The organism is Brevibacillus sp. AY1 (assembly GCF_029870785.1).
GTDB classification, from domain to species: Bacteria; Bacillota; Bacilli; order Brevibacillales; family Brevibacillaceae; genus Brevibacillus; species Brevibacillus invocatus.
Genome location: NZ_JAFLPN010000012.1, coordinates 90227 through 113023, shown reverse-complemented (window position 1 = coordinate 113023; position 22797 = coordinate 90227). Strand labels below are relative to the sequence as shown.

Here is a 22797-nt window from a genome sequence, read left to right as displayed (position 1 = left end):
TTATCCCCTCCTTCTGGCTAGCTTATATCCATAAAAAGTAGACAACTCATCGGCTGCTTCCAGGATAGCTGGCAATACGGAGCGGGCTACATAATCTTCTGGCAGGACAGACTCGGGTGCCGCAACGCTGATCGCAGCAACCAGTTCTCCACTCTCGTTAAAGATCGGTGCCGCCACTGAGCGGACACCTGCCTCAAATTCCCCGCTGCTGATGGAAAAGCCTTGGTTGCGAACCACTTCCAGCTCTTTCAGCAGAGCCGTGATCATCGTCTTCGTATCCTTGGTGTAGGAATGAAGATCAGAGATGAGAAGCAGCTCCTGCCACTGGTCTTTCGGCTGGAACGCGAGCAAGGTTTTTCCAATCGCTGTAGCATGTGCCGGCAATCGTGAACCGACAGCTACCGAAAGCCGTGTGACACCGCGAGCTGATTCGCAAGCGACATACACGACTGAGGTCTCATCGAGAATCCCCACGTGAGCGGAACCGCCTGTTTCATTTCGCAGCCGCTCCAGATACGGTCTTGCTACATCCGTAATTTGCAAGGTGTTCAGGTAGGCAAAGCCCAATTCCAATACCTTTGGAGTTAGCTCATACCTCTTCGTGCTTTCACTTTGTCTGAGATAACCCAGCTGCTGAAGGGTGAACAACAAGCGAAAGGGGGTTGTTCTGCTGACTCCCAGCTGATTGGCGATTTCTACTAGCGACAGTGTGGGCTGTTCCGGTCGGAATAGCCGCAAAATTTCCAGTCCCCTCACCAGGGAACTGGAATTGTAACGATCTTTATCCTCTTTTGTTTTTGCCACCGCTTTGCCCTCTCTCTCATAGAATGGGGGGAGCATGCCGGTCGTACGCTCTTGATTCCTTCTAAAATCTTTCCAAAAGCTCGATGATGACATGATAGTCTGAAACAGTATCCATGTAGGCGTATTTTCCATTTCCTGTGAAGAAATAGCCTTTTTGAATCAACGGATAACCCATCGCTTCCAGCTCAGCCACTTTTTCATCCAGGTTTTTCGCCAGGAACGCAATGTGGTGTACGCTCTCGCCTTTGGTATCGAGATGCTCTTTCCAAGTGCTTGGTGAATCACCTGGCTCGATCAGTTCGATCTCAATCAACGGCGTTTTGATGAACATAAAGCGGCACTTTGCTTCTGTCGATTCACCGCGATACACAACCTGCGTCACTTCCGGCTTGCCTTCTTTGAGCACAGTTGGTTTCTCCACACCGAGCAGGGAGCAGTATGCTTCCGCTGCTGCATCCAGATCGCGAACGACAACCGCGATTTGAACAACGGTATCAGAGCCCAGCAGAGGCTGATGCTCCTCTGTTTTTGGTTTTACAGGTGGAATCGCTTGTGGCTCATCGCGCTCCAGCAGTTCGAACATCGTCTTGCAAGCAGAAACTGTATCGACATAGGCATAGCGGCCTTGGCTGGATGTAAACTCACCAGTCTGAACGACTGGATATCCGGCTTCGCCCAAGATGGCCAACTGCTGCTTCATGTCGTCTACGTCGACTGCCACGTGATGAATCCCTTCCTGTTTGTTCAGGAATTCACGCATGGTGCTTGGCTCTTGGTCAGGCTCAATCAGCTCAATCTGAACGGACGGCGTGTCCATAAAGATCAATTTGTTTCTTGCACCAGTAGGCTCACCGTTAAAAACGATTTTGGAGATGGAGCTGTCACCAGTTAAAAACCAGCTTGGCTTTGGTACGCCCAACAGCCTTCCAAAAGATTCTGCGGCTTTCTCTATATCGTGTACGACAAAACAAATCTGGTTGATCTTGCTCGTTCCCAATAGTGCTTTACTCATGGTTGCAGTCCACTCCTTCTAGCTCAAGCCACGCACTGCAAGTCCACCGTCACTTGAAATCACTTCGCCAGTAATCGCACGCGCTTTATCCGATGCAAGCAGCAGATAAGCACCGACGTGATCCTCCGATGCCATTACGATTTTCAGGGGATTGCGCGTCTTGATGCTTTTTGCCTTGGTCTCGTTGTCGACCACGTTTACAAATGGGCGCAACGGAGGAATGACGGAGAGCGCTGTCAGCGTTCCCCCAGGAGCTACTGCATTGACACGGATATCTGGTGCCAGCTCAAAGGCAAGCTGTCTCATCAAGCCGATCTGAGCGTGCTTGCTCGCTGTGTACCAGACACCGCCACCATCCGGGTAGAAGCCTGCCCCGGACACGGTGAAAATGATGTTCCCCCGCGTCCGTTTCAGCTCGTCTACAGCAGCCTTGGCAGCGAAGAAGCTGCCTTTTACATTGATAGAGAAAAGGACGTCGTACGCCTCAGACAATGCTTCCGGGGTGACATTGACGAACTTGGCAAAAGCATCGAAGACACCAGCGTTGGAGATCAGAACATCCAGCTTTCCGAATGCATCGACTGCCGTCTCCACAGCTCGCTGATGATCTTCATAGATCGTCACATCCCCTGTGATCGTGCGAATCTTGTCGCCAAACTGCTGTTCCAGCTCTTGTAGTCCTTCTGCTGAGCGATCCAGTACGGTAACGAAAGCTCCTTCATTTACGAGGCCTTCTACGACCGCTCTACCGATCCCGGAGGCACCGCCCGTAATATACACTGATTTTCCCGAAAGCTCTGCCATTGCTGACTTCCTCCTCTACTTATACGAAAATGGCCAGGTTACGCGTGTTGATCGTAGTTTGATCGATCAGGAAGAAACGTTTGGACAGCTTCCACTCTCCATCTACATAAGTGAATTCATCCGTTCTTTCACCGGATACCAGATCGTGGAAGATGTCAGTGGAACGGCTGCGGTACAGGAGCAGGTAGCTCTTCACTACCGCTTTTTCGTTCGCAACATACTCCATGACACGCACATTGTTCACCGAGCGGCGAGTACGCGAAGGCGGCATTTCCGCCCACGCATACTCGGTTTTCAGACGTTCGATACGCAGCTTCATCAGCTCGTAATCGTCGTTGAATGCAAACATGTCTGTCGCATAGTCAGGTCGCTCCATGCCTTCCTTGTTTATGCGAACAGGCATGACGTATTTAATGTCCGGATGGAACATCGCAAACCAGCCGTCAAAATCAATCTCATCCAGCAGGCTTGCCTCGCGGTACAGCCATTGCTGAAACTCATGTGTTGCCAGCATCATTTCCATGCTCATCGTGTTCTTCCTCCTCTACAGATTACGAGTTCATCAGGTCGAGCCAGTACCGGTAAAAGTTACGGGAGCCAGCTTCAGAGAACTTGTCAGTGTAGGCCACACCAGGACCCGGGAAGTCTGTCAATGGTTCACGATGCATTCCCATTGTGTAGTTGTACGTCAATTGTTTCGTGAATGGCATCGTACCGCTCGCAGCTGCTGTAATATCCGTAAATACTTCTGTGTCATCCTGCTCGAAGATTCCGGATGGACTGAAAGTCAGGATATACGCTTCACGAGAACGCTCTTTCCAGTCTTCTGTTGCGTTTTTCTCTACCATGAACCAGGTCATGACTTCCATCTTGTCAGGTCCAACCGGCTTCCACAGACGCATAGTCGTATTGGAGATCAGCTGATCCTTGATTTTCGTATGGGATACCAGAAGCGACAGATTCGGGAAGATGGTTCCGATCAGGTTTTTCAGATTGGACATCATCTCGAACTGTGCTTCCGATAGATTGGCTTTGTACTCGTCCATCAGGTTTGGCGGGAATGCGAAGTCTGGGTTCGGCATTCCGATGTTGCAGCCGTGACCATTCTCTGTGTGCACCTGGTAGCCGCGTTTGGAGTAAGTCGCGCTCGGAACCATGCCGAGAGCCGCGATCGAACCATGCGTTACCATGGTGTGGTAGGAATCGCTGACGAAGTTGTCAGAACCGATCTTCCAGTTGGAGTGCACGATGAATTTTTGTGGTGGTCCAACGACTTCCATCTCGGTACGACCAAATACGATGTCAATGTACCATTTATAATCGCCCAGGAATTCTTCCAATGGCTGCGGATTGTCGTTCCAGGTACCGAAGATCAACCCTTTGTAGGTCGCAATGGTTACCTTTTTCAGGCTCATGGTGGACTTGTCGAATTGACCGCCATAGATGTCGTTTTGCAGCGGTACACCGATCAATTCACCGTTGTTGCGGAAGTTAAAACCGTGGTACGGACAAGTAAAGTTCGCCTTGTTGCCTTTGTCAGCACGGCAAAGCTTCATTCCGCGGTGCGTACACATGTTGTAGAAAGCGCGAATCTCGTCATCCTGTCCACGTGCAATAATGACGGAGTAACCGGCCAAATCACGAGTCAGATAGTCATTTTTTTCGGACAACTCGGATTCATGTCCGAGGAGAACCCACGTTTTCATGAAGATCTTTTCATGTTCCAGCTTATAGATGGTTGGATCCGCCAAAATGTAGGCTGGAATGACTCCTTCTTCTGGCCGAACGGTTTCGTTCAAATATTGAAGGGTCTCTTCACGGGTCATTTCGTCAAGAAGCACTTCTGGCTTGTTCATACGTGATCACTCCATTTCCGAACTTTTGGTCTTTCTTCATTTCCTTATTACAGATTGGCTTGCGCATAAAGGCGAACCTCAGCGCCTTCCTTTTTCAAAGTCGTGATATACGCCAGGAATCCGATGAGGGCCACAACAATCAGCATGATAATCGAAGGACCGAAGTCGCCACCCGCTGAATCGCGCATGAAGCCCATGATGTAGCTGGAAAAACCACCAAGGATGTTGGTAAAGCCCATCAGACCTGCTGCTCGACCCGCTGTTTCAGGGGTAGAGAACTTCACGATAAACAGGTTGCTGAGTTGGAAAACCCCACCTTGTGTACCCATGGCAAGCCCCAGTGCAAAACCTGCAACAATGGGAGTTGTCGAATTGAATGCAATAGTCAGACAGACTGCGCACAGAGCAAACAGAATCGTGGCAAGCATCGCAGGACGTTTTGTTTTGTCTGCCAGAAAACCGCAAAGCAAAACGAAAACCAAAGCAAACACCCATGACAGAGAAGTGATTCCAGCCATTTCTTCTGTAGCGAAGCCCTTACCTTGCGTCAAATAGGTCGGCAGCCAAATACTGATACCGAAGAAGAGGAACGACGACGCCAGCATTCCCACCCATACCATCCAGTAACGAAAATCTTGTGTAAACTTTTGACCTTCTTCTTTTTTGGCTGTCACATCGACTTCGCGGATGTAAGCCAGCTCTTCCTTGCTCAAGCGTGGATGCTCTTCCGGTGTCTCACGTGTGAGATAGAGGAACATCGGAATGTTGATCAACAGGTTACACGCTGCCAGCAAGAAGAAGGAGTAATGCCAGTTGAAGTTGGCAATCAACATGGACAAGGCAAGTGCACCAAGCGCAGGTCCGAGATAGTTACCAGTCAACCAGGATGCCTGCGCTCTCCCCAGTTCTCTACGGTTAAACCAGTTCGCAATAAACTTACCTGAAACCGGAATCATGATCCCTTCACCAATACCCAGGATGATTCTGGATACCAGGAACATTTCATAAGAAGTAGCCATACCGGCCATGATCATCGTGATTCCCCACACAACCAACCCTAGAATGGCTGTTTTTCGGGCACCGAGCTTGTCGATGACCACACCCCAAAACAGGTTGGACAACGCATAGGAGACCGTAAATATAAAGGTCATGAAACCGATCTTCGCGTTTTTGTCAGGGCCTGTAAGCCCCATGTCTTGCAGGAACCCTGGATCGGTCTGAATCACAGAGATGCCAAGCTTATCTATCTGGCCAAAAAACCAAAAGAAGAAAATAGGGATTGAAATGTATACCCATCGCATGTTTTTGCTTAGCATAATCTGCGCCTCCTGGTGTAATGGACTCTAGTTGAGTGTGGGCGTAAAGCTATTTAATTGGCAAAGCCGTACTTGTCTGCAAACAAATCAATGCTGCACCACTCGGTTTCGCGACTCAGTCCACTCTCTTTTAATCCTGGGAAATCATAGTGAAGGTCTTGGAAGATCGTATGGTTGTTGAAGAATACAGCACCCGCTTCGAGGCGGTCTGCAAGCTCTTCAGCTTTTTGCTGGTCTCTAGTCCAGACAGAAGCACGCAAGCCGAATTCCGTATCGTTCGCCATCGCGATTACTTCGTCCAGATCGGAGAACTTCAATACCGGAATGACCGGGCCAAACTGCTCAGCTCGAACCAGTTCACTCGATTGAGTCACGCCGGTTGCGATCGAAGGAAGCATGAAGTAGCCTTTGTCCCAGGTTTCTTCATCCAGCTTGTTTCCGAGGGTTTCTACTTGAGCACCTTCTGCTTTGGTGCGCTCGATCAAGCCTTTTACGTAGTCGTACTGCGCTTTGTTGTTGATGGGTCCCATCATAGAGTCTGGCTGAATGCCGTTTCCAACAATCATGCGGGAAAATTCTTTCTTCAGCTTCTCCATGAATTCGTCGTAGCGAGATTCGTGGACGTATACCCGCTTGATAGCGGAGCACACTTGACCAGCTGCACGGAGGATTCCCATGCGAATGCGTTGCATCGCGGTTTCGTCCAATACAGCATCCTGGAGAATGATAGCTGGGTCATTTCCGCCCAATTCCATGTACAACTTTTTCACAGTCCCTGCAGACATGCTCATGATTTGCTTGCCTGTCTCCGTACTTCCTGTGAAAGCAATCGTACGAACGCGAGGATCGGTACATACTACCTCGCCCACCATAGCTCCGGAACCAGTCACGATATTGATCACGCCTGGCGGCAACACGGCAGCTACGACCTTCAGCGTTTCCAGAACAGTCAACGGACAGTCTGTTGCCGGTTTGACCACGACACTGTTCCCCGCCAATACAGCTGGAATTACGCGTTTGAAGGTGAGAATCATCGGCGAGTTCCAAGGCGAGATGACGGCTGTAACACCGCGCGGACGACGACGGATTTGCACCATTTGTCCGCCTGGCAGCGTTTCGGTCTTCCAGAATTCAAGCAGCGCATCTGCGCCCTTGCTCATGATCTCTACACAGCGCATGATGTCTTTTTTCGCTTCTACCAGCGGCTTTCCGTTTTCACGAACAAAGAGAGGCACGGTAGATTCGATGATTTCAGCCAATTTTTCAGAGGCTGCTTTGACCATTTCCGCTCTTTTTTCAACCGGTGTGCCAGCCCAAACGGCAAACGCTTGCTCAGCTGCATCGATCGCTTGTTTTACATCTTCTTTTGTACAGAGAGCTACCTGACCAACCACTTCTGAAATGTTGGCGGGGTTGGTCACGTCTGTGACCTTCCCCCCCTTGATCCACTCACCATTAATCAGAAATTGGCCGGAAATGCTCGGATATGCGTTAGTCATGGTTGTTCGGCCTCCTTACAGTTTTTTCGGCTTGAACGCGTCTGCCGCTCCTGGAGGTCCACCAAATGGTTTAGCCATAGGACCTACCGCATTCATGTCTACGACGATCATTGTTGGCTTTCTACGCGCTACCGCTGCTTCCAGCTCGTTCACCAGTTCATCTGGAGAACCTACGCGGTTTGATTCATACCCCATCGACTTCGCCAGCATGACGAAATCAGGACTTACCAGATCTACGGCAACTTGGCGACCGTATGCAGCATCTTGGATGTTGCGCAGTACACCATAACCAGCATCGTCAAACAACAGAACGATCAATGGCAGGTTTTCCTGAACCGCTACCGGCATTTCACCTACATTCAACATGTAGCCGCCGTCACCAGCCATCAGAACAACCACGCGATCCAGTTGTCCCATTTGAGCACCCAGCGCTGTCGGCAAGCCTTGTCCGATTCCGCCGCCGGAAGCATGGATCGAAGTACGTGGCTCGTAAATTTCGAACAAACGGCTGCCCCATACGTTCGCTGGAACGGTAACGTCACGAACCAGAATAGCGTCTTTTGGCAATACGCGGCGCATGCCATCGACAATCGCTTCATATGGACCCAATGTGTCACGCAGGATTCCGCGAATTTTTTCGCGAACCGCTTTTACTTCTTCTACATAACCAACATCAGGTGCAGAGCCTTTTTGTTGCAGCGCTTCGTTCAAGGCTGCCAGGATGGGCTTCGCTTCACCCAGCAAGCCGTGTGTTACTTCGTAGTTGCGGTTGAACGCATTCAGATCCGCATCGATGCTGATGTGGTTTTCTGGTGCCGTTACTTTCCAGTTCGCTGTCTCGTTGCCGCGGAAGCGAACGCCTACGCTTACGAGCAAGTCGGAATTTTTCAACAGCTCTTTCACTGCTTCATAGGCCGCAAAGTGACCGATGCATTGCGGATGATCTTCCGAAATGGAGCCTTTGCCGGATTGGCTAGTGATGACAGCCGCGCCAGTCAATTCAGCCAGCTTAGTCAGTTCTTTGGAAGCGTTCGCAGAAATGACACCGCCACCCGCCCAGATCACAGGACGACGGGAATTCGCCAGGGCTTCGATCACTTCAGCCGGGATCACTGGAGCTACTGGAGTATGGGTCAACGTTTGCACGTTTTCGATTTTGCTTTGTGGAACGATTGCAGATTGGAAATCAATCGGGATTTCCAGTGATACTGGACCTGCAGGAGCAGCAAGCGCTGTCTGGATCGCGTTGCGCACGACAGAAGCCGCTTGCTCTGGCTTGCGGAGGCGATACGCTTCCTTACAGCAGCCTTTCATCATGGAAAGCTGATCTTTACACTCGTGGATGTAGCCTCGGCCTGTACCCAAGTATTTGGAGCCTACTTCACCAGTCAGGTGCAAGACAGGCGTACCTGCTGCCCAAGCTTCCACCAGGGAACCTGCAGCATTTCCTGCACCGCTACCTGTACTTGTGATGACAACACCCAATTTACCTGTGGATCTCGCATAGCCATCTGCCATGTTGGCAGCACCGCTCTCACCGCGAGAGCAGACAATCCGGATGCTTCCTTCGCGCAAGAGTGCGTCGTAGATTGGCATGTTGTGAATACTGACGACACCGAAAACCACTTCAACCCCGGCGCGTACAAGTTCAGCTACGACCGCATCCGCTGCCGTATATTCCATTTGCGCATTTGTAGTCATGATGTACCCCTTTCAGACCCTTTCTTTATTAGAGCGCTTTACTGATAGCACCCGCTACCTCGATGGTAGATCCTGAAGTATAGCTGGCTTGAGCGGAAGCGAGGTAAAGAATAGCACCCGCTACCTCTTCCGGTTGACCTACGCGGCCCATCGGAATGTTCCGTTTTTTCGCCAAGTCGTTGTAGTACTCTTCTGGAGCCATGTCCGGAGCGTTTTTCAAACGTCTGCGCTCCCATTGATCCGTCGCGATCAGACCAAGCGCTACCGAGTTGACGGTAATGTTGTCCGGCGCCAATTCCTGAGACAGCGTTTTGCTGAGGTTCAACAGACCTGCACGTGTAGCAGCTGTCGCTACCATGTGACGCTCCGGCTCTTTTGCCAGCGTAGCGTTGATATTGATGATGCGGCCTCCACCTTGCTTCACCAGATGCGGATAAACAGCGTGCACAGCGTAAATGATGGCGAAATATTTCAAATCAATTTGCTGTCTCCATTGCTCATCGGTGATGTCGAAGAAGTGGCCCATCACGCTTTGACCCGCAGCATTGACAAGAATGTCTACCTGACCGAAGCTGGCAGCTGCACCGTCGACAAATGATTGTACATCTTCTTTACTGGTTACATCACAGGTAGTAGCGAATACTTGTTCAGCAGGAGCGAACTGCAGTAGATGCTCGCGTGCGCTTTCCATTCTTTGCTGGTCACGACCGCAAATCGCTACACGAGCACCTTCCTTCAGAAACATCTCAGCCGTTTTCAAGCCGACGCCTGAAGTTCCGCCCATGACAATCGCCACTTTATTTTTCAGACCCAGATCCATCTTGTTCAACACTCCTTATTCAGCACTGGCTGGTTGTCATTCCTAGTCTTTTTTCACCAGTTTGGTCGCCCAGCCCTCGTCTGGATCGCCCTGCATGGAAGCACGTGCTCCTGGAGGTGGTGGTCCCGCAATTCCCCATTGGTCCATCAGATGCGGAACGCGTTTCCATACCAATGCTTGCCACTTGTCATCGTCTTCTACAGTAGTCAAGTAGCAGGTGTACTCCATCACGTATCCCGCTGGATCGCGGAAGTAACAGAATACGTTGTTTCCTGGGCCGTGACGTCCTGGTCCCCACATCGGTTCAACATCCGCTTTGCGCACATTGCCGATACCGCGCATGACTTCGTCTACGCTCTCTACCTCGTATGCGATGTGGTTTACAGAAGCGTGAACGTCCTGATTGAATGCGAGGGAGTGATGGTTTTTGTTGCAACGCAGGAATACCATCTGATGCTCGCTCCAGTCGGTCACTTTGAAGCCGAGAACGGTTGTATAAAATTCAGTGATCATGTCGATGTCTTTTGTATTCATCACGACATGGTTCAATTTGATAGGATCTACGTTCTTCTTGCTCCAGTCCTTCGTGTGAATCTCTACCCAACAGGACAGCTCGATGCATCTTCCTTCTGGATCGAGAAAACGAAGACCGTAGCCAGCACCTGCTTCATCCAAATAGCCAGGCTCCTGAATCACTGGAACATTCAGTTCTTTCAATTTTTTCGCAGCAGAATCAACAGCATGCTTGTCAACGACACCAAAAGCCATGTGGTGCAGACCGCGTTTTTCTCCTGCTTGCAAATGCAAGATGTGGTTCTCAGAACCTGCTCCGCGGAAATAGACGTTGTTCTCGTCTTCTTGCAGCTTATCCAGTCCCCATACCTTTTCATAGAAGTCAGCCTGTTCTTTCAGCACTGGTGTAAACAAGCTGATGTGGCGCAAATGGGTAATGCCCAGCATAGGAAATCACCTCGTAAGTAATAGTGTGTTTGGAACGGATGAGACAACGGTGCATTTTTTGTGTTTTAAATATAAAACAATGTTTCCGAAATTGACTAAAAAAAAAGAAGCGCCAATACCAAAGGCCATTTTTCGCGGCTTTGCCCATTCTTTCGCATCCATTCATATCGTACAATGTTTCATATACAAAACAAAGTTTATTTTTTTATTATGATTTTATTTTAAATTTTTCATAACTATCGTGTCAATACTAAAAATTTAGATTATTTCTTACAAAGTAAGCCCCCTGCATCTTGACACACAGGGAGCATGCCCTGCGACAACGACGACCTTGCCTTCATCCAGATGCTTTCTGATCGGCATCGGGTCGATGTGCTCGATGCGTGCATCCGAGTGTGTCGACTCGGTGCGAATGCCCGCCTGCCAGCCTGTCAGCGAAATCGCGTCGCAGCCTTTTTGGCGCAAAGCCATGGCTAGCAAGGCGATCGACACCTGCTCGCCTGTGCTGGCCAGCATATCCCATTCCCGACCAGTAGGCTCTTCGTCGAGCTGGGCTGCCATCTTTTTCAACGTATCTGTCGTATTTCCCATTGCTGACAAGACGACCACCATGTGTTGGTGCTTTTCCTCGGTAAGCAAGATTTGAGCGGCCACCTTGCGTATTCGGTCTACAGATGCCACAGACGTGCCTCCATATTTTTGTACCACAAGTGCCATGTGTCGCCTCCCTATTCTCTCGTCGCAATATAGTCAGGTCGCGGCTGTTGACCCGAGAATGGAGCTACCAGCCTGTTTTCCACACTGTTGTACACCATAAACACGTTGCTGCGTGGCAAATGCGATCCAGGCAGGAGCAGCAGTGGGCCATTGTAATGAACATTATCTTCCAGTGAGATCGAGCAACTGAGCGCACGCATCCTCGGCATACCATCCTCCACATGCCAGGTCTCAAAATCGGAATGCCAGTAAAACTCTTTGCCGGTAAAGCCCTTTTTGTAATTGATCCGCGACTGATGGAGGTAGACCGCGCTGCCCAGAATTTGCTCGAGCATCGTGATCAGGCGAGGATCACGCGACAGCTGTCGGAAAACCTCGTTGTCCCGATGAACAGCGAATATGGAACGCACCTCTTTCGATTCCGGCTCCTGAATCACTTCCTTGCGATCGGAACGGGAATTCTCCTCCCACAGCCGCTTCATCTCGTCGCGAAAATACTGAACCTCTACGGGAGCGAAAAAACCTGCCAGATTCAAATAGCCGTTTTTCTCATAGAAGGAAAGCTGCTCGGCAGACAGAGGACCGCTGCTCGTGCTTTCATTTCGATACACGACCGGATCTACGCGCGGCACTATTTCTGCCTGCGCACGGACACGGGACGGATAGACGTCGCGGACTGTGGATCCAGATGGCATCATGGCCGCACCTCCATAATCGGATACACGCCTTCTTCGTCATGCACCTCGCGCCCGGTCAACGGTGGATTGAAGACGCAGACCATCCGCATCTGGCTTCTCGCCCGTAAGAAGTGCTTTTCGTGTCCAGACAAGGCGTACATCTTTCCAGGCCGAATCTGATAGGTTTCTCCTCCCACCACTTCGATTTCTCCTTCTCCTTCGATGCAATACACGGCTTCCAGATGGTTTTTGTACCAGATATAGGTTTCAGTCCCCTCCTTGATAATCGTATCGTGCAGGGAGAACCCCATTTGATCGTGCTGCAAAAGAAATCTTCTGCTGCTCCAAGTCGGCGTATCTATATCGTCTACGGTTCCTACGATGTCCTCTAAGTATTTGACGATCATTTACCCTCTCTCCTTTCGCTGGCAATCCTTGATACTTTCCTCAAGAATAGCCAGACCTGTTTTGAGTGCTTCATCCGTTATGGTTAAAGGCGGTAAAAATTTCATAACTTCACCATTCGGACCAGAAGTTTCCATTACAAGGCCGCGTTCGAAGGCGCGTGTGCATATTGCTTCTGCAAGGCCTTCTGGTTTGACCGCGATACCCTGCATCAGTCCCTTTCCGCGCACTTCTCCATGCAAGTAGGGATACGCAGTGACCAACTGCTCCAGCCTGGAGTGAACCATCTGCCCTTTTTGTTCGATGCTTTTGCCAAACGAATCATCCTGCCAATAGTTCAGCGCCTCTTGGCCTGCCACGAAGGCCAGATTGTTGCCGCGGAACGTCCCATTGTGCTCTCCGGGCTTCCAGATATCCAGCTCGGGCTTGATCAGGGTGAGTGCAAGCGGCAAACCGTAGCCGCCGATTGATTTGGAGAGGCAGACGAAGTCGGGCACAATCCCTGCCCGCTCAAAGCTGAAGAAGGTTCCCGTCCGACCGCAGCCAGCCTGAACGTCATCCACGATGAGGAGTATCCCATGCTTGCGGCACATTTTCTCGATGCTCTGCAGCCACGCGTCGCTGGCTACATTGATGCCCCCTTCTCCCTGAACGGTTTCGAGGATCATAGCTGCGGGGAGAGAAAGTCCGCTGCCACCGTCTTCGAGTAGCCGTTCGATGTACGCGGCGGTATCCATCGCGTCCGGCATTCCCGCCCCCTCGCGCTTGGTGCGGTTGCCCGTCACCGACAAGGAACCGATCGTCATGCCGTGGAATCCATTGGTAAAGCTCAGAATCGTATGTCTTCCGGTCACCTTGCGTGCCAGCTTCAACGCTGCCTCTACACTGTTGGTGCCCGTCGGTCCAGGGAACATGACCTTGTAGCGCAGGCCACGCGGTGCCAAAATCACTTCGTCAAACCGTTGCAGCAAGGCTTCCTTGGCTTCTGTCGCCATATCCAGACTGTGTGTCAGTCCATCCTTTGTGAGATACTCGATCAATTTTTCCTTGATCACCGGGTTGTTGTGCCCATAGTTCAGCGCACCTGCGCCTGCAAAAAAGTCAATATAGTCTCTTCCAGCGGTATCCCAGATCGTATGCCCGCTCTCCTTGGCAAAAACGACCGGAAAATGACGGCAGTAGCTCCTAACCTCCGACTCCATTTGCGCAAACACCTGTAATGGGTTCTGTACCTCGGTAACAACTTTCATGCATAACCTCCTTCTTAACCATGAGCTGGGATTGGTCCGATGCGATACGTCCACTCCGCTTCATGAGCTCCACCTGGGCGCCATCTGCCTCTGTCGGAGAACGCAAGCTGATTTGATCTTCTCGGATCTCGTTTCGATTCACTTTTCTCACCTCCTTTCACGGTGATTCGCGTCGTTCCTTAGCCCGCTCGAAACCGACTCAAGAATGTTTTCAGACGCGGACTCTGCGGCCGATAGAAAATTTGCTCAGGCGTACCTTGCTCCACAATTCTGCCGCCATCGGTAAAAATGATGCGATCCGCCACATCCCGGGCAAATTCCATCTCATGCGTGATCAGAAGCATCGCCATCTCGCCCTCTTCGGCAATCTCCCGGATGACCGTCAGCACTTCCCCTACCAGCTCCGGATCGAGGGCAGATGTCACCTCGTCGAACAGCATGACCTTGGGGCGCATGACGAGGGCTCGTGCGATGGCTACCCGCTGCTTTTGTCCACCGGAGAGCTGTGCCGGATACTGGTCCAGCTTGTCGGCCAGCCCGACTTTTTTCAGCATGGAGACTGCTCGCTCCACCGCCTCCTCCTTGTCGAGTCCCAGCACGTGGATCGGCGCTTCCGTCACATTCCGCAGAATGCTCATATGTGGAAACAGATTGAAATGCTGAAACACCATCCCGATTTTCCCTCTGATGCTGTGCAGGTGCTTTTCGTCCGCCCGCACCAGCTTCCCCTGCACGGTCTTGTGCCAGAGTTGATTTCCATCCACCTCAATCGTTCCCGAGGTAGGCTCCTCCAGCGTCATGAGCAAACGTGCCAAAGTGGTCTTTCCCGAGCCACTCGGGCCAATGACCGCTATTTTTTCCCCTGGGGCAATATCCAGATTGATCTCTTTTAAAATCGGGCGATCCCCAAAACTCTTGCTCACCTTCCGATAGCGCACAATTGGCGCATCCTTTACGAACTCCATAATGGTTCTCCTCCTTTTATGACCGACTCCATTTGAGCTCCAGCCTTCTGATCAGCAAAGATGATCCGTAGCTGAGGATCAGGAACAGGATACCTACGAGTGTGAAAGCCTCCAGATAGCGGAACGATTCAGCTCCGATCATCTTGGCTGTCAGCAGCATCTCTACCAGTGTGATGGCTGACAGGACTGGCGTTTCTTTAAACATGACGATCAAATAATTACCCAATACGGGTATCACAGGGCGAATCGCCTGGGGGAGAATAATGCGTCTCCACATCGTTCCTTTGGAAAAATTGAGGGCTTTGGACGCCTCCCATTGACCGCGTGGAACCGCATCAATTCCGGAGCGGTAGACCTCCGACAGATACGCGCTGTAGTGAATGCCGAGCCCCAGTACTCCGGCGGAAAACGGTGAAAGCGAGATCCCAATCGCCGGGAATCCGTAAAAGAGAAAGTACAATTGGACCAAGAGCGGCGTGCTACGCACGAATTCCACGATGCCTGCCGTACCAAGCGAGATTGCCCTGTTCTTAGCGCGTCGCCCAAGCGCGAGCACGAGTCCACCTACCAGAGCGAAGGCAAAGCCAACGATTGTCGCCAGAATCGTCGTCTTCATTGCTTCCAGAATCTGTGGCAGGATACTCCATGTAAAACTCCAGCTCCACATCGGCTACACCCTCCCCGCTGAGAAACGTCGTTCCAACCAACGCATGAAGAGCGTCAATGGGTAGGCCATCACGAAGAACATCACCAGTATGAGACCGAATATTTCAAATGTTCTGGACGAGTCAAATGTGCGTAGGATCATTCCCTGATACGTCAAATCCGCCATCGTAATCAACGAGATCAGCGATGTTCCCTTCAACAGCTCGATCGCCAAATTTCCAAATGAGGGCAGCATGATCGCCAGGGCTTGAGGCAATATCACTCGTCTCATCCGAAGCCAAGGACTCATATTCAAAGCGATGCTGGCTTCTGTCTGCCCTTTGGGTATGGCCAAAATCGCGCTTCTCACCACTTCAGATCCATACGCTCCGTAATTAAGTCCCAACGCCATCACTCCGGCTACCAGCGCTGTCAGCTCGATCCCCAGCAAGGGAAGGGCAAAGAACAGCCAGAACAGCTGTACCAGCAAGGAGGTGCCTCGGAATACTTCCACATAGACGGAGCTCGCTATACGAATGCTTTTGATCCGTGACAGCCGTGCAAATCCAGCCGCAAACGAGAGTACAAACGCCACAACCATCGACAGAGCCGTCACCTGAAGCGTCACTGCGGCCCCCTGGAAAAGCAGCGGCAGCAAATCAACTGACACCATCATCCACCATTCCTCTCTCGTGGACTGCCTACTCTTTGGACAGTTCCTCCGCTGTCATGTCGCCTGGAAGCTCTTGCTCTGTAAAGCCGAATGGTTCCAGAATTTTCAAAAGCTCACCCGAATCCTTCAGCTTTTGCAGCTCTTCATTGTACGCTTTGACGAAATCCTCGTCTTCTTTGCGGAACGCAGCTGCACCGTAGCCCCGGATACTCTTGCCGTCAATCTCAGGCTGGATAAAGTCCATCACTCGCTCCAGACTGTCATCCTTGGCACTATCCAGAACCGCCTGCAAGGATGGTCCCGTCATCGTGATCGCATCCGCACGTCCTGATTGCAGGGCAGATACAGCAGACGGCTGATCGGGTACGAGAACCATCTGTTCTTTTCTCACACCACTTTTCTCCAGGTATTCCATTTCAATTGCTCCGCTCATCACTGCAATTTTGGCAGCAGGGTTGGCTGCTATATCCTGATAGCTGCGCAGGTTCAGCGGATTTCCCTTTTTCACGGCAATCGCCTCTCCAATACTGTACTCGGGATTCGCAAAAGCAACCTCCTGCGCACGTTTCGGCGTAATGTACATGCCTGCTGTGATAATGTCAAACCGCTTTGCCTTCAGCCCCGGAATCAAGGAGCCGAATTCGGTCAAAACGCCGTTCATCTCTGGGATGCCCATGCGTTCCAGCACCACTCGTGCCACTTCTACGGCCTCTCCAGTTAGCTTGCCGTCAGGTGTGGCATAGGCATAGGGCACCTCATTGGCAAAGCCGATCGTGACGAAGCCTTGTTGTTTCGCCTTTTCCAGAGTGGAGCCGGCAGCCCCAGCCTGCTCGCCTCCCGCATTTGTCTGTGAAGTCGTGCTGCAGCCCGCAAACAACAGGGAGCTAGACAGCAATACTGTCCAAACCATTCTCATCATGCTCTTTTTCACTTCTTTTCCCCCTCCAACGTGAACGAAATAACATAAAAAGCGGCGCATTGCTTTTCATTCCAGGAAGATTTCCTGGTCGCCAAAGCAAATGCACCGCGTGTTGCTGCGCTAGTAGGTATCGCAAATAAACCTCTCATCAGGAAGACATCTCCAGACAAACAAGTATTGCGATCACATAGAAAAATAAAGTTAGGAATGATCTGCTTTAGCCGACGAGGTTAGCTGACGGGTAGGATGGCAGTCGAGCATCCCTTCTGCGAATCGCAGAATTAACCCCTAAGGTGGTTCCCCCGCTTCCGTCCTGGACGGAACTAGGCCCATATTTGATTTGAGGGTGGATCTGTTCTCCTCTCACCTTGCATTATGGTTAACACGGGCTTTATGTTATCACACTACTTTGGCTGGCTCATCCCTGATATCTCCTGATATTCCGGCTTCAGATCGGTTCAGCCGCGGTTAACCGTAATTACCAGACCTATACAAAAAAATACTTCCATATCCTACCTGATAAAATCTGTTTAAACTTATCCTCTAAAAGTGAACAAGCCTTCTACGTTTATAGAAGTCCTATTGAATGAACTGGAGTCCTTCCCCGATACCTTGATCTTGATCCTGGATGATTACCATTTGATCCAAGATGATTCCATACACAAAAGCTTGTCGTATTTCATCGAATATTTACCTGCACATGTCCATCTCTATATCGCCAGTCGCCATCCGCTTCCCTTTGCTACTGCCAAATGGACGCTGCACAGTGAAGCCCTCCTCATCCCAGCCAATCAGTTTTCGTTCGACTACCAGGAGACAGAAAGCTTCTGTCGGAACATCATCAAACGCGAGCTCACTCCACTGCAAATTCAGCAGCTTGCCACGAAGACGGAGGGCTGGGCAGCAGGTTTGCAGCTGGCGGCGATCTCCCTGTCCCATTCCTCAAACGTAGACTCGTTCTTTTTAGAATTTGGCGGTTCCCACCAGAATGTGGACCAATTTATGTTTCAAGAGGTATGGACAAGCCTTCCTGCAGAAATCCAGCACTTTCTGACACACACCTGCATGCTCAGTCGCATGGACAGTCAGGTTTGCCAGACTCTCGCGGGCTATCCAATCTGCCACGAGATTTTAGCCAGCCTGCAGGAGCAAAACCTGTTTGTCACAGCCCTGGATCAAGGAACAGACTGGTATCGCTATCATCATTTGTTTGCGGAATTCCTGCAAACAAAGCTCAGGCAGCAAGGACAGGAGAAATGGCATGTCTTGTATCAACAGGCATGCGAGTGCTTTGTCCAGCGTGGAGAATTCGGGATATTGGTTCGCTGGCTGGACCAGTTTCCAAAGCCTGAGGAGACGCTCTCCCCTAGACTTGCTTTACTGTACGCTTTTATCCTGACCTCCAGTGGTCGTACAGAGCGGGCTGCCCTATTATTGTCGCTGCTGGAAGCCAGCTACCCGTCGATCCTTGCCCCTGAAGATCAGGAGCCATTTTTGAGCGGCCTCTTCTTTGTTCGCGCCAATCTCGTTTTCGCGACTGGCGACTTTGCTGGATGCTTTGGCCCAATGGCAGCAAGGGAACGCAAAAGAAGCCATCTCACATTTGCAGGAAGCCTTGCAGATCTGCCAGAAAAACGGCTATATTCGCAGTTTTTTGGATGAAGGTACCCCTATGGAGCGCTTGCTCTTGGAGTACATGTCCATCATGAAAAGAGAAGCCCGGCACGAGGAGCAACAGGTCTCTTTGGACTACGTCCAGATGCTGCTCTCCCTGTTTCCCAAGAGGCATGCCCGGAATGCACCGGATCAAGCTTCTTTTATGCTGGAGGCTTTGACAGCAAAAGAATTATCGATCCTTTCCAGGCTTCGTCAAGGCGCATCCAACAAAGAAATCGCGCACGAGCTGGGAAATACGGTTGGCACCGTCAAAGTATACCTGCATCGCATCTATGGAAAGCTCGGGGTCACCAATCGCACACAAGCTATGCTAAAGGCGCAGGAATTCCTCCTGCCGGAGCAGGAGCTTTCGCAGGAGTAGCAGACGAGAATAATGGAAATAGATCTGCCCTCGTGAATTCGTCCTCTATCATATCTATGAAAATAGCACCATTGGCTGCATACTGATAGAACTGGAAAACCCCATGCCGGTCTGGCAGGGGGTGCGGTTGCTTGAGTAAGCGAATTTTTTTTAATTGGATCACTTGGGCTGCATGCGAATCGCCCCGTCCAGGCGGATCGTCTCGCCGTTCAGCATCGGGTTCTCGATGATATGAGTCGCCAGCATGGCAAACTCATGCGGCACACCAAGCCGTGGTGGAAAAGGAACCATTGCCCCAAGCGCATCCTTTGCTGCACGGGGAAGGGAATCAAATAACGGTGTATCAAATAAACCTGGCGCAATCGTCATGACACGGATGCCATAAGGAGCAAGATCTCTCGCGATCGGTAGCGTCATGCCGACGATTCCCCCTTTGGAGGCACTGTAGGCTGCCTGACCCACCTGCCCTTCAAAGGCTGCCACGGATGCGGTATTGATAATCACACCACGCTCTCCCAATTCATTGGGTTCATTGCCAGCCATCTGCTCTGCTACCAGACGGATGACGTTGAATGAACCGATCAGATTGACTTGAATGACTTTGGAAAAAGAGTCCAAACGATGAGGGCCGTTGCGAGACAAGGTTTTTTGGGCCACTCCGATACCTGCACAGTTGACTGCCGCATGCACGGTCCCGAATGTCCCCGCGACTTGCTCGACCGCTTCCTGTACGCTTTCTTCACTGGTTACATCGGTATGAACGTAAGTGACGCGCTCTCTCCCCAACTCTTGGGCAAGGGATATTCCTTTTTCTCTGGAAAGATCAAGAATGGCTGCTTTCCCACCACGCTCTACCACTTTTCTCACGGTCGCTTCGCCAAGCCCGGATGCTCCTCCTGTCACAATGACAACCACGTCCTGAATATTCAAGCCATCCTCTCCCTTCCTCTACGGTCCTAGGTCAGTCGATGCAAGTTGGATACCAGTGCGTAAAAGCACGCCAAACCGCCGCTTTCCTCTTTGTGTATATGTCCGGGAAAGGTTCGCACCTGGACAGTTTGCGCGCATTTCCCCAATACACCGGACACATGCTTGAGATGTTTTTCTATAGAAAAAGAGCAAGATGCCCATTCGGGACCCTCCTGCTCTTCTTGGTATATGCCTGTTACGGTTTCTCAATGACTGTCGACATCTCTGTCAGCTCAGCCAAAGACTGTTCATTCACGTCCAACCCCAGACCCGGCCGGTTTGGCAGGACAATCGATAGCCCTTCATAAGGAAATGCGGCAACATCGCGAGAGAACATCAATGGTCCCACCAGCTCATTGGAGCGAATGTTTTTCTTGGCTGCACACAGATGCGCACCTGCCGCCGATGCCACAGCCGACTCTACCATGGATCCCACCTGACACTCCATACCCGCCATCTCTGCCTGAGCGACGAGTCTGAGTGCCGGGTAGATGCCACCGCATTTCATCAGCTTGATATTCAGCTTGTCGGCAGCTTGCTTGGTAATCGTCTCGCGCATCTCCCGATCACCATGCACGCCTTCATCGATCATGACCGGAATGTGGGTCTGGCGGCGAATTTCAGCCAGTGCCGTAATATCATCAGCGATGACAGGCTGTTCGATCCAATCGATGTTGGCCTCGCGTACCTGCTCCAGCACCCACATGGTTGTGGCTCGATTGCGCCATCCCTGATTGGCGTCCACGCGAAGCTGCATGGATTCTCCAATCGCTTTGCGCACCGCTTGAATCCGTTTGACATCCATGACTGGATTGGTTCCTACCTTGATCTTGATGCTTTGATAGCCTTGTCTGATGGCATCAGCCGCTTCCTTCGCCATGGCTTCCGGATCGAGGATACTGACCACGTACGGGACGGGCAGGCTCTCGTAATAGCGGCCACCGAGCAGATTGTAGACCGGCTGGTTCGTCGCTTTTCCCATGATGTCGTAGCACGCGATATCGATCGCAGCCTTGGCGGCCGGACATCCGTATACCATATCCGCCATTTTTTCGTGAATCCGTTCGATCTGAAAAGGATTTTTGCCGATGGCCAAAGGAGCCAGTTGATGAACCAAGAGACTGTAGGTACTCTCCCAGGTCTCCCCCGTCACGTGCTGATCCGGTGTCGCTTCGCCGTAACCGGTAATCCCCACATCCGTCTCCACCTTGACCAGCAAGGTAGGCATATCGTAGTAGGTTTCATAGGCCACGATGAACGGACGAATCAGTGGAAGCCTGATCCCCATGACGGTTATCGAAGTGATCTGCATGTTGTTCCTCCTCGTGGTCAAGCCATGCGAGCCCCTGTTATTGGTAAGCGATGAGGTGGGCAATCGTCACGAAGACTGCTCCCAATGCATAATGGATGAGGATCAACGGCCAAATCCATTTGACCCACTTGATCCAGGAGATACCTGCCAAAGCCAGACCAGCCATGAAATAACCCGATGTTGGAGTGAAGATGTTAGAGATCCCGTCACCCAACTGGAAGGCAAGAACAGCGGTTTGACGCGTCACGCCAACCAGATCACCCAGCGGCGCCATGATCGGCATCGTCACAGCAGCTTGCCCGCTTCCCGAAGGAATAATGTAGTTCAAGAGACATTGTACGATGTACATCCCGATCGCTGTCAGCGCGGTTGGCAGGGAACCTACGGCATTAGCCAAGCCGTACAAGATCGTATCCAGGATTTTTCCGTCCTGGAGAATGACCAGAATAGCCCGCGCAACCCCGACTACCAGTGCTCCCATCACCAGTGTGCGGCACCCTTCAATGAACGATTCCGCAATCTTGTTGAAGGACATGTTGGATACGATCCCCGTCAGGATTCCCATCAAGAGGAACAGACCAGCGATCTCCGTCAAGTACCAGCCCCACTGGGTTACACCGATGGCAAGCATGACGATGGCACCCGCCAGAATCAACAAAACCAGTTTTTGTCTTCCGGTCAAACCGGCTTGTTCCTGTTGTTCCGGCTCTTGTTTATTTTTCAGTTCCAGATCATTTTCGAGTGTCACGCTATGTTTGGAGTCTTTTTTGACTTTGCTGGCATAGCGCATGACGTACCAGATGCTGATTGCGAGGAACACTACCCACATCACAATCCGGAAGGTCATCCCGGAAAAGAGAGGGATTTGCGCAATTCCCTGTGCTACCCCTACGGTAAATGGATTCATGAATGCAGTCGTGAAACCAACCGATGTACCCACTAGCACCACTGCAGCACCTGTCATGGAGTCAAAGCCCAATCGAAGCATGAGCGGAATCAGGATCGTGATATAAGCGATCGTTTCTTCCGCCAGGCCGAGCATCGCTCCAGCCAAGGCAAAAAAGATCATCAGTACAGGAATGATCAGCTTTTCCCGTCCTGCCATCTGCCTGGAAATACTCCCTACTGCGCCCTGTACGACATTGGTAGACAGCAAAATACCGAAGGAGCCGCCAACGATGAAAATGTAAAAAATGATGTCAGAAGCAGCGTTCATACCGGTATAAACGGATTCAAACACGTCCATAAAACCGATTCTGTCGGCTTCAACCGTATGGTAGCTGCCATCCACAGCAATCATCCGGCCGTTTGCATCTTCCACCCGGTCATATTCCCCTGGTGAAACGATGTACGTGGAGATTGCCGCAAGCAAAATAACAGAAAATAAAATGACAAAAACGTGTGGCACTCTTGAAGCCATCGAACAACCCTCCCTTGTCCATTATCGACGACACA

General features: G+C 51.2%; 24 protein-coding genes and 1 riboswitch. Of the genes, 2 read left to right on the top strand and 22 right to left on the bottom strand.

Features of this window, described 5'->3' with window-relative positions; all coding sequences use genetic code 11:
• The 19 genes from JZI27_RS12385 to ehuB all read right to left on the bottom strand — a co-directional run bounded on the left by JZI27_RS12385 (position 1) and on the right by ehuB (position 17020).
• Positions 1–804, bottom strand: a complete 804-nt coding sequence (locus JZI27_RS12385; protein ID WP_245997095.1) for an IclR family transcriptional regulator — start codon at positions 802–804, stop codon at positions 1–3.
• Positions 805–865: 61 nt separating this feature from the next.
• Positions 866–1816 carry a VOC family protein gene (locus JZI27_RS12380; protein ID WP_280207676.1) on the bottom strand — a complete coding sequence of 317 codons (951 nt, stop codon included), beginning with the start codon at positions 1814–1816 and terminating at the stop codon, positions 866–868.
• Positions 1817–1834: 18 nt separating this feature from the next.
• Entirely contained in the window at positions 1835–2620 is a 786-nt protein-coding gene (locus tag JZI27_RS12375; protein ID WP_122910367.1) for an SDR family NAD(P)-dependent oxidoreductase, read from the bottom strand.
• A gap of 19 nt (positions 2621–2639) precedes the next feature.
• On the bottom strand, positions 2640–3149 hold the full coding sequence (locus tag JZI27_RS12370) for an aromatic-ring-hydroxylating dioxygenase subunit beta (protein WP_251244471.1): 510 nt from the start codon (positions 3147–3149) through the stop codon (positions 2640–2642).
• Between the two features lie 22 nt (positions 3150–3171).
• Positions 3172–4476, bottom strand: a complete 1305-nt coding sequence (locus JZI27_RS12365; RefSeq protein ID WP_280207675.1) for an aromatic ring-hydroxylating dioxygenase subunit alpha — start codon at positions 4474–4476, stop codon at positions 3172–3174.
• 47 nt (positions 4477–4523) lie between these two features.
• Positions 4524–5792, bottom strand: a complete 1269-nt coding sequence (locus JZI27_RS12360; protein ID WP_280207674.1) for an MFS transporter — start codon at positions 5790–5792, stop codon at positions 4524–4526.
• A 53-nt stretch (positions 5793–5845) separates the two neighbouring features.
• Positions 5846–7291, bottom strand: coding sequence for an aldehyde dehydrogenase family protein (locus JZI27_RS12355; RefSeq protein ID WP_280207673.1), 1446 nt, complete (start codon positions 7289–7291; stop codon positions 5846–5848).
• 15 nt (positions 7292–7306) lie between these two features.
• Entirely contained in the window at positions 7307–8992 is a 1686-nt protein-coding gene (locus tag JZI27_RS12350) for a thiamine pyrophosphate-binding protein (protein ID WP_280207672.1), read from the bottom strand.
• 28 nt (positions 8993–9020) lie between these two features.
• Positions 9021–9812 (bottom strand): SDR family oxidoreductase, encoded by a 792-nt coding sequence (locus tag JZI27_RS12345; RefSeq protein ID WP_280207671.1) that lies wholly within the window; start codon positions 9810–9812, stop codon positions 9021–9023.
• A 42-nt stretch (positions 9813–9854) separates the two neighbouring features.
• On the bottom strand, positions 9855–10772 hold the full coding sequence (locus JZI27_RS12340; protein ID WP_122910360.1) for a VOC family protein: 918 nt from the start codon (positions 10770–10772) through the stop codon (positions 9855–9857).
• A 270-nt stretch (positions 10773–11042) separates the two neighbouring features.
• A complete protein-coding gene (locus JZI27_RS12335) occupies positions 11043–11489 on the bottom strand; it encodes an amino acid kinase family protein (protein WP_280207670.1) in 447 nt (148 codons plus the stop codon).
• Positions 11490–11500: 11 nt separating this feature from the next.
• Positions 11501–12187, bottom strand: coding sequence for a phytanoyl-CoA dioxygenase family protein (locus JZI27_RS12330; protein ID WP_280207669.1), 687 nt, complete (start codon positions 12185–12187; stop codon positions 11501–11503).
• On the bottom strand, positions 12184–12573 hold the full coding sequence (locus tag JZI27_RS12325) for an ectoine synthase (RefSeq protein ID WP_280207668.1): 390 nt from the start codon (positions 12571–12573) through the stop codon (positions 12184–12186). The genes JZI27_RS12330 and JZI27_RS12325 overlap by 4 nt, the downstream gene beginning before the upstream one ends.
• Positions 12574–13821 (bottom strand): diaminobutyrate--2-oxoglutarate transaminase, encoded by a 1248-nt coding sequence (gene ectB / locus JZI27_RS12320; protein ID WP_280207667.1) that lies wholly within the window; start codon positions 13819–13821, stop codon positions 12574–12576.
• Complete coding sequence (locus JZI27_RS12315) at positions 13757–13963, bottom strand: hypothetical protein (protein WP_280207666.1); 207 nt, start codon at positions 13961–13963, stop codon at positions 13757–13759. The genes ectB and JZI27_RS12315 overlap by 65 nt, the downstream gene beginning before the upstream one ends.
• A 37-nt stretch (positions 13964–14000) precedes the next feature.
• Positions 14001–14786, bottom strand: a complete 786-nt coding sequence (gene ehuA, locus JZI27_RS12310; RefSeq protein WP_280207665.1) for an ectoine/hydroxyectoine ABC transporter ATP-binding protein EhuA — start codon at positions 14784–14786, stop codon at positions 14001–14003.
• A gap of 16 nt (positions 14787–14802) precedes the next feature.
• Positions 14803–15453 (bottom strand): ectoine/hydroxyectoine ABC transporter permease subunit EhuD, encoded by a 651-nt coding sequence (ehuD, locus tag JZI27_RS12305; protein WP_122910357.1) that lies wholly within the window; start codon positions 15451–15453, stop codon positions 14803–14805.
• A gap of 3 nt (positions 15454–15456) precedes the next feature.
• Positions 15457–16107 carry an ectoine/hydroxyectoine ABC transporter permease subunit EhuC gene (gene ehuC / locus JZI27_RS12300; RefSeq protein WP_280207664.1) on the bottom strand — a complete coding sequence of 217 codons (651 nt, stop codon included), beginning with the start codon at positions 16105–16107 and terminating at the stop codon, positions 15457–15459.
• Between the two features lie 25 nt (positions 16108–16132).
• Positions 16133–17020, bottom strand: coding sequence for an ectoine/hydroxyectoine ABC transporter substrate-binding protein EhuB (ehuB, locus tag JZI27_RS12295; RefSeq protein WP_122910450.1), 888 nt, complete (start codon positions 17018–17020; stop codon positions 16133–16135).
• A 208-nt stretch (positions 17021–17228) separates the two neighbouring features.
• Positions 17229–17363, bottom strand: a riboswitch (cyclic di-AMP (ydaO/yuaA leader).
• 242 nt (positions 17364–17605) lie between these two features.
• Between ehuB and JZI27_RS12290 the strand changes: the two genes are divergently transcribed.
• Positions 17606–18685 (top strand): winged helix-turn-helix domain-containing protein, encoded by a 1080-nt coding sequence (locus JZI27_RS12290; protein WP_280207663.1) that lies wholly within the window; start codon positions 17606–17608, stop codon positions 18683–18685.
• Complete coding sequence (locus JZI27_RS12285; RefSeq protein ID WP_348521363.1) at positions 18570–19061, top strand: helix-turn-helix transcriptional regulator; 492 nt, start codon at positions 18570–18572, stop codon at positions 19059–19061. The genes JZI27_RS12290 and JZI27_RS12285 overlap by 116 nt, the downstream gene beginning before the upstream one ends.
• Before the next feature lie 159 nt (positions 19062–19220).
• Here the strand turns inward: JZI27_RS12285 and JZI27_RS12280 are convergent, their stop codons facing one another.
• The 3 genes from JZI27_RS12280 to JZI27_RS12270 form a co-directional block, all read right to left on the bottom strand.
• The gene (locus tag JZI27_RS12280; RefSeq protein WP_122910356.1) at positions 19221–19991 is read right to left on the bottom strand and encodes a 3-hydroxyacyl-CoA dehydrogenase; all 771 of its coding nucleotides are present in this window, start codon (positions 19989–19991) and stop codon (positions 19221–19223) included.
• A 235-nt stretch (positions 19992–20226) separates the two neighbouring features.
• Positions 20227–21342, bottom strand: a complete 1116-nt coding sequence (locus JZI27_RS12275; protein ID WP_280207661.1) for a mandelate racemase/muconate lactonizing enzyme family protein — start codon at positions 21340–21342, stop codon at positions 20227–20229.
• Between the two features lie 37 nt (positions 21343–21379).
• Positions 21380–22762, bottom strand: coding sequence for a YfcC family protein (locus JZI27_RS12270; protein ID WP_122910354.1), 1383 nt, complete (start codon positions 22760–22762; stop codon positions 21380–21382).
• Positions 22763–22797: the final 35 nt, after the last annotated feature.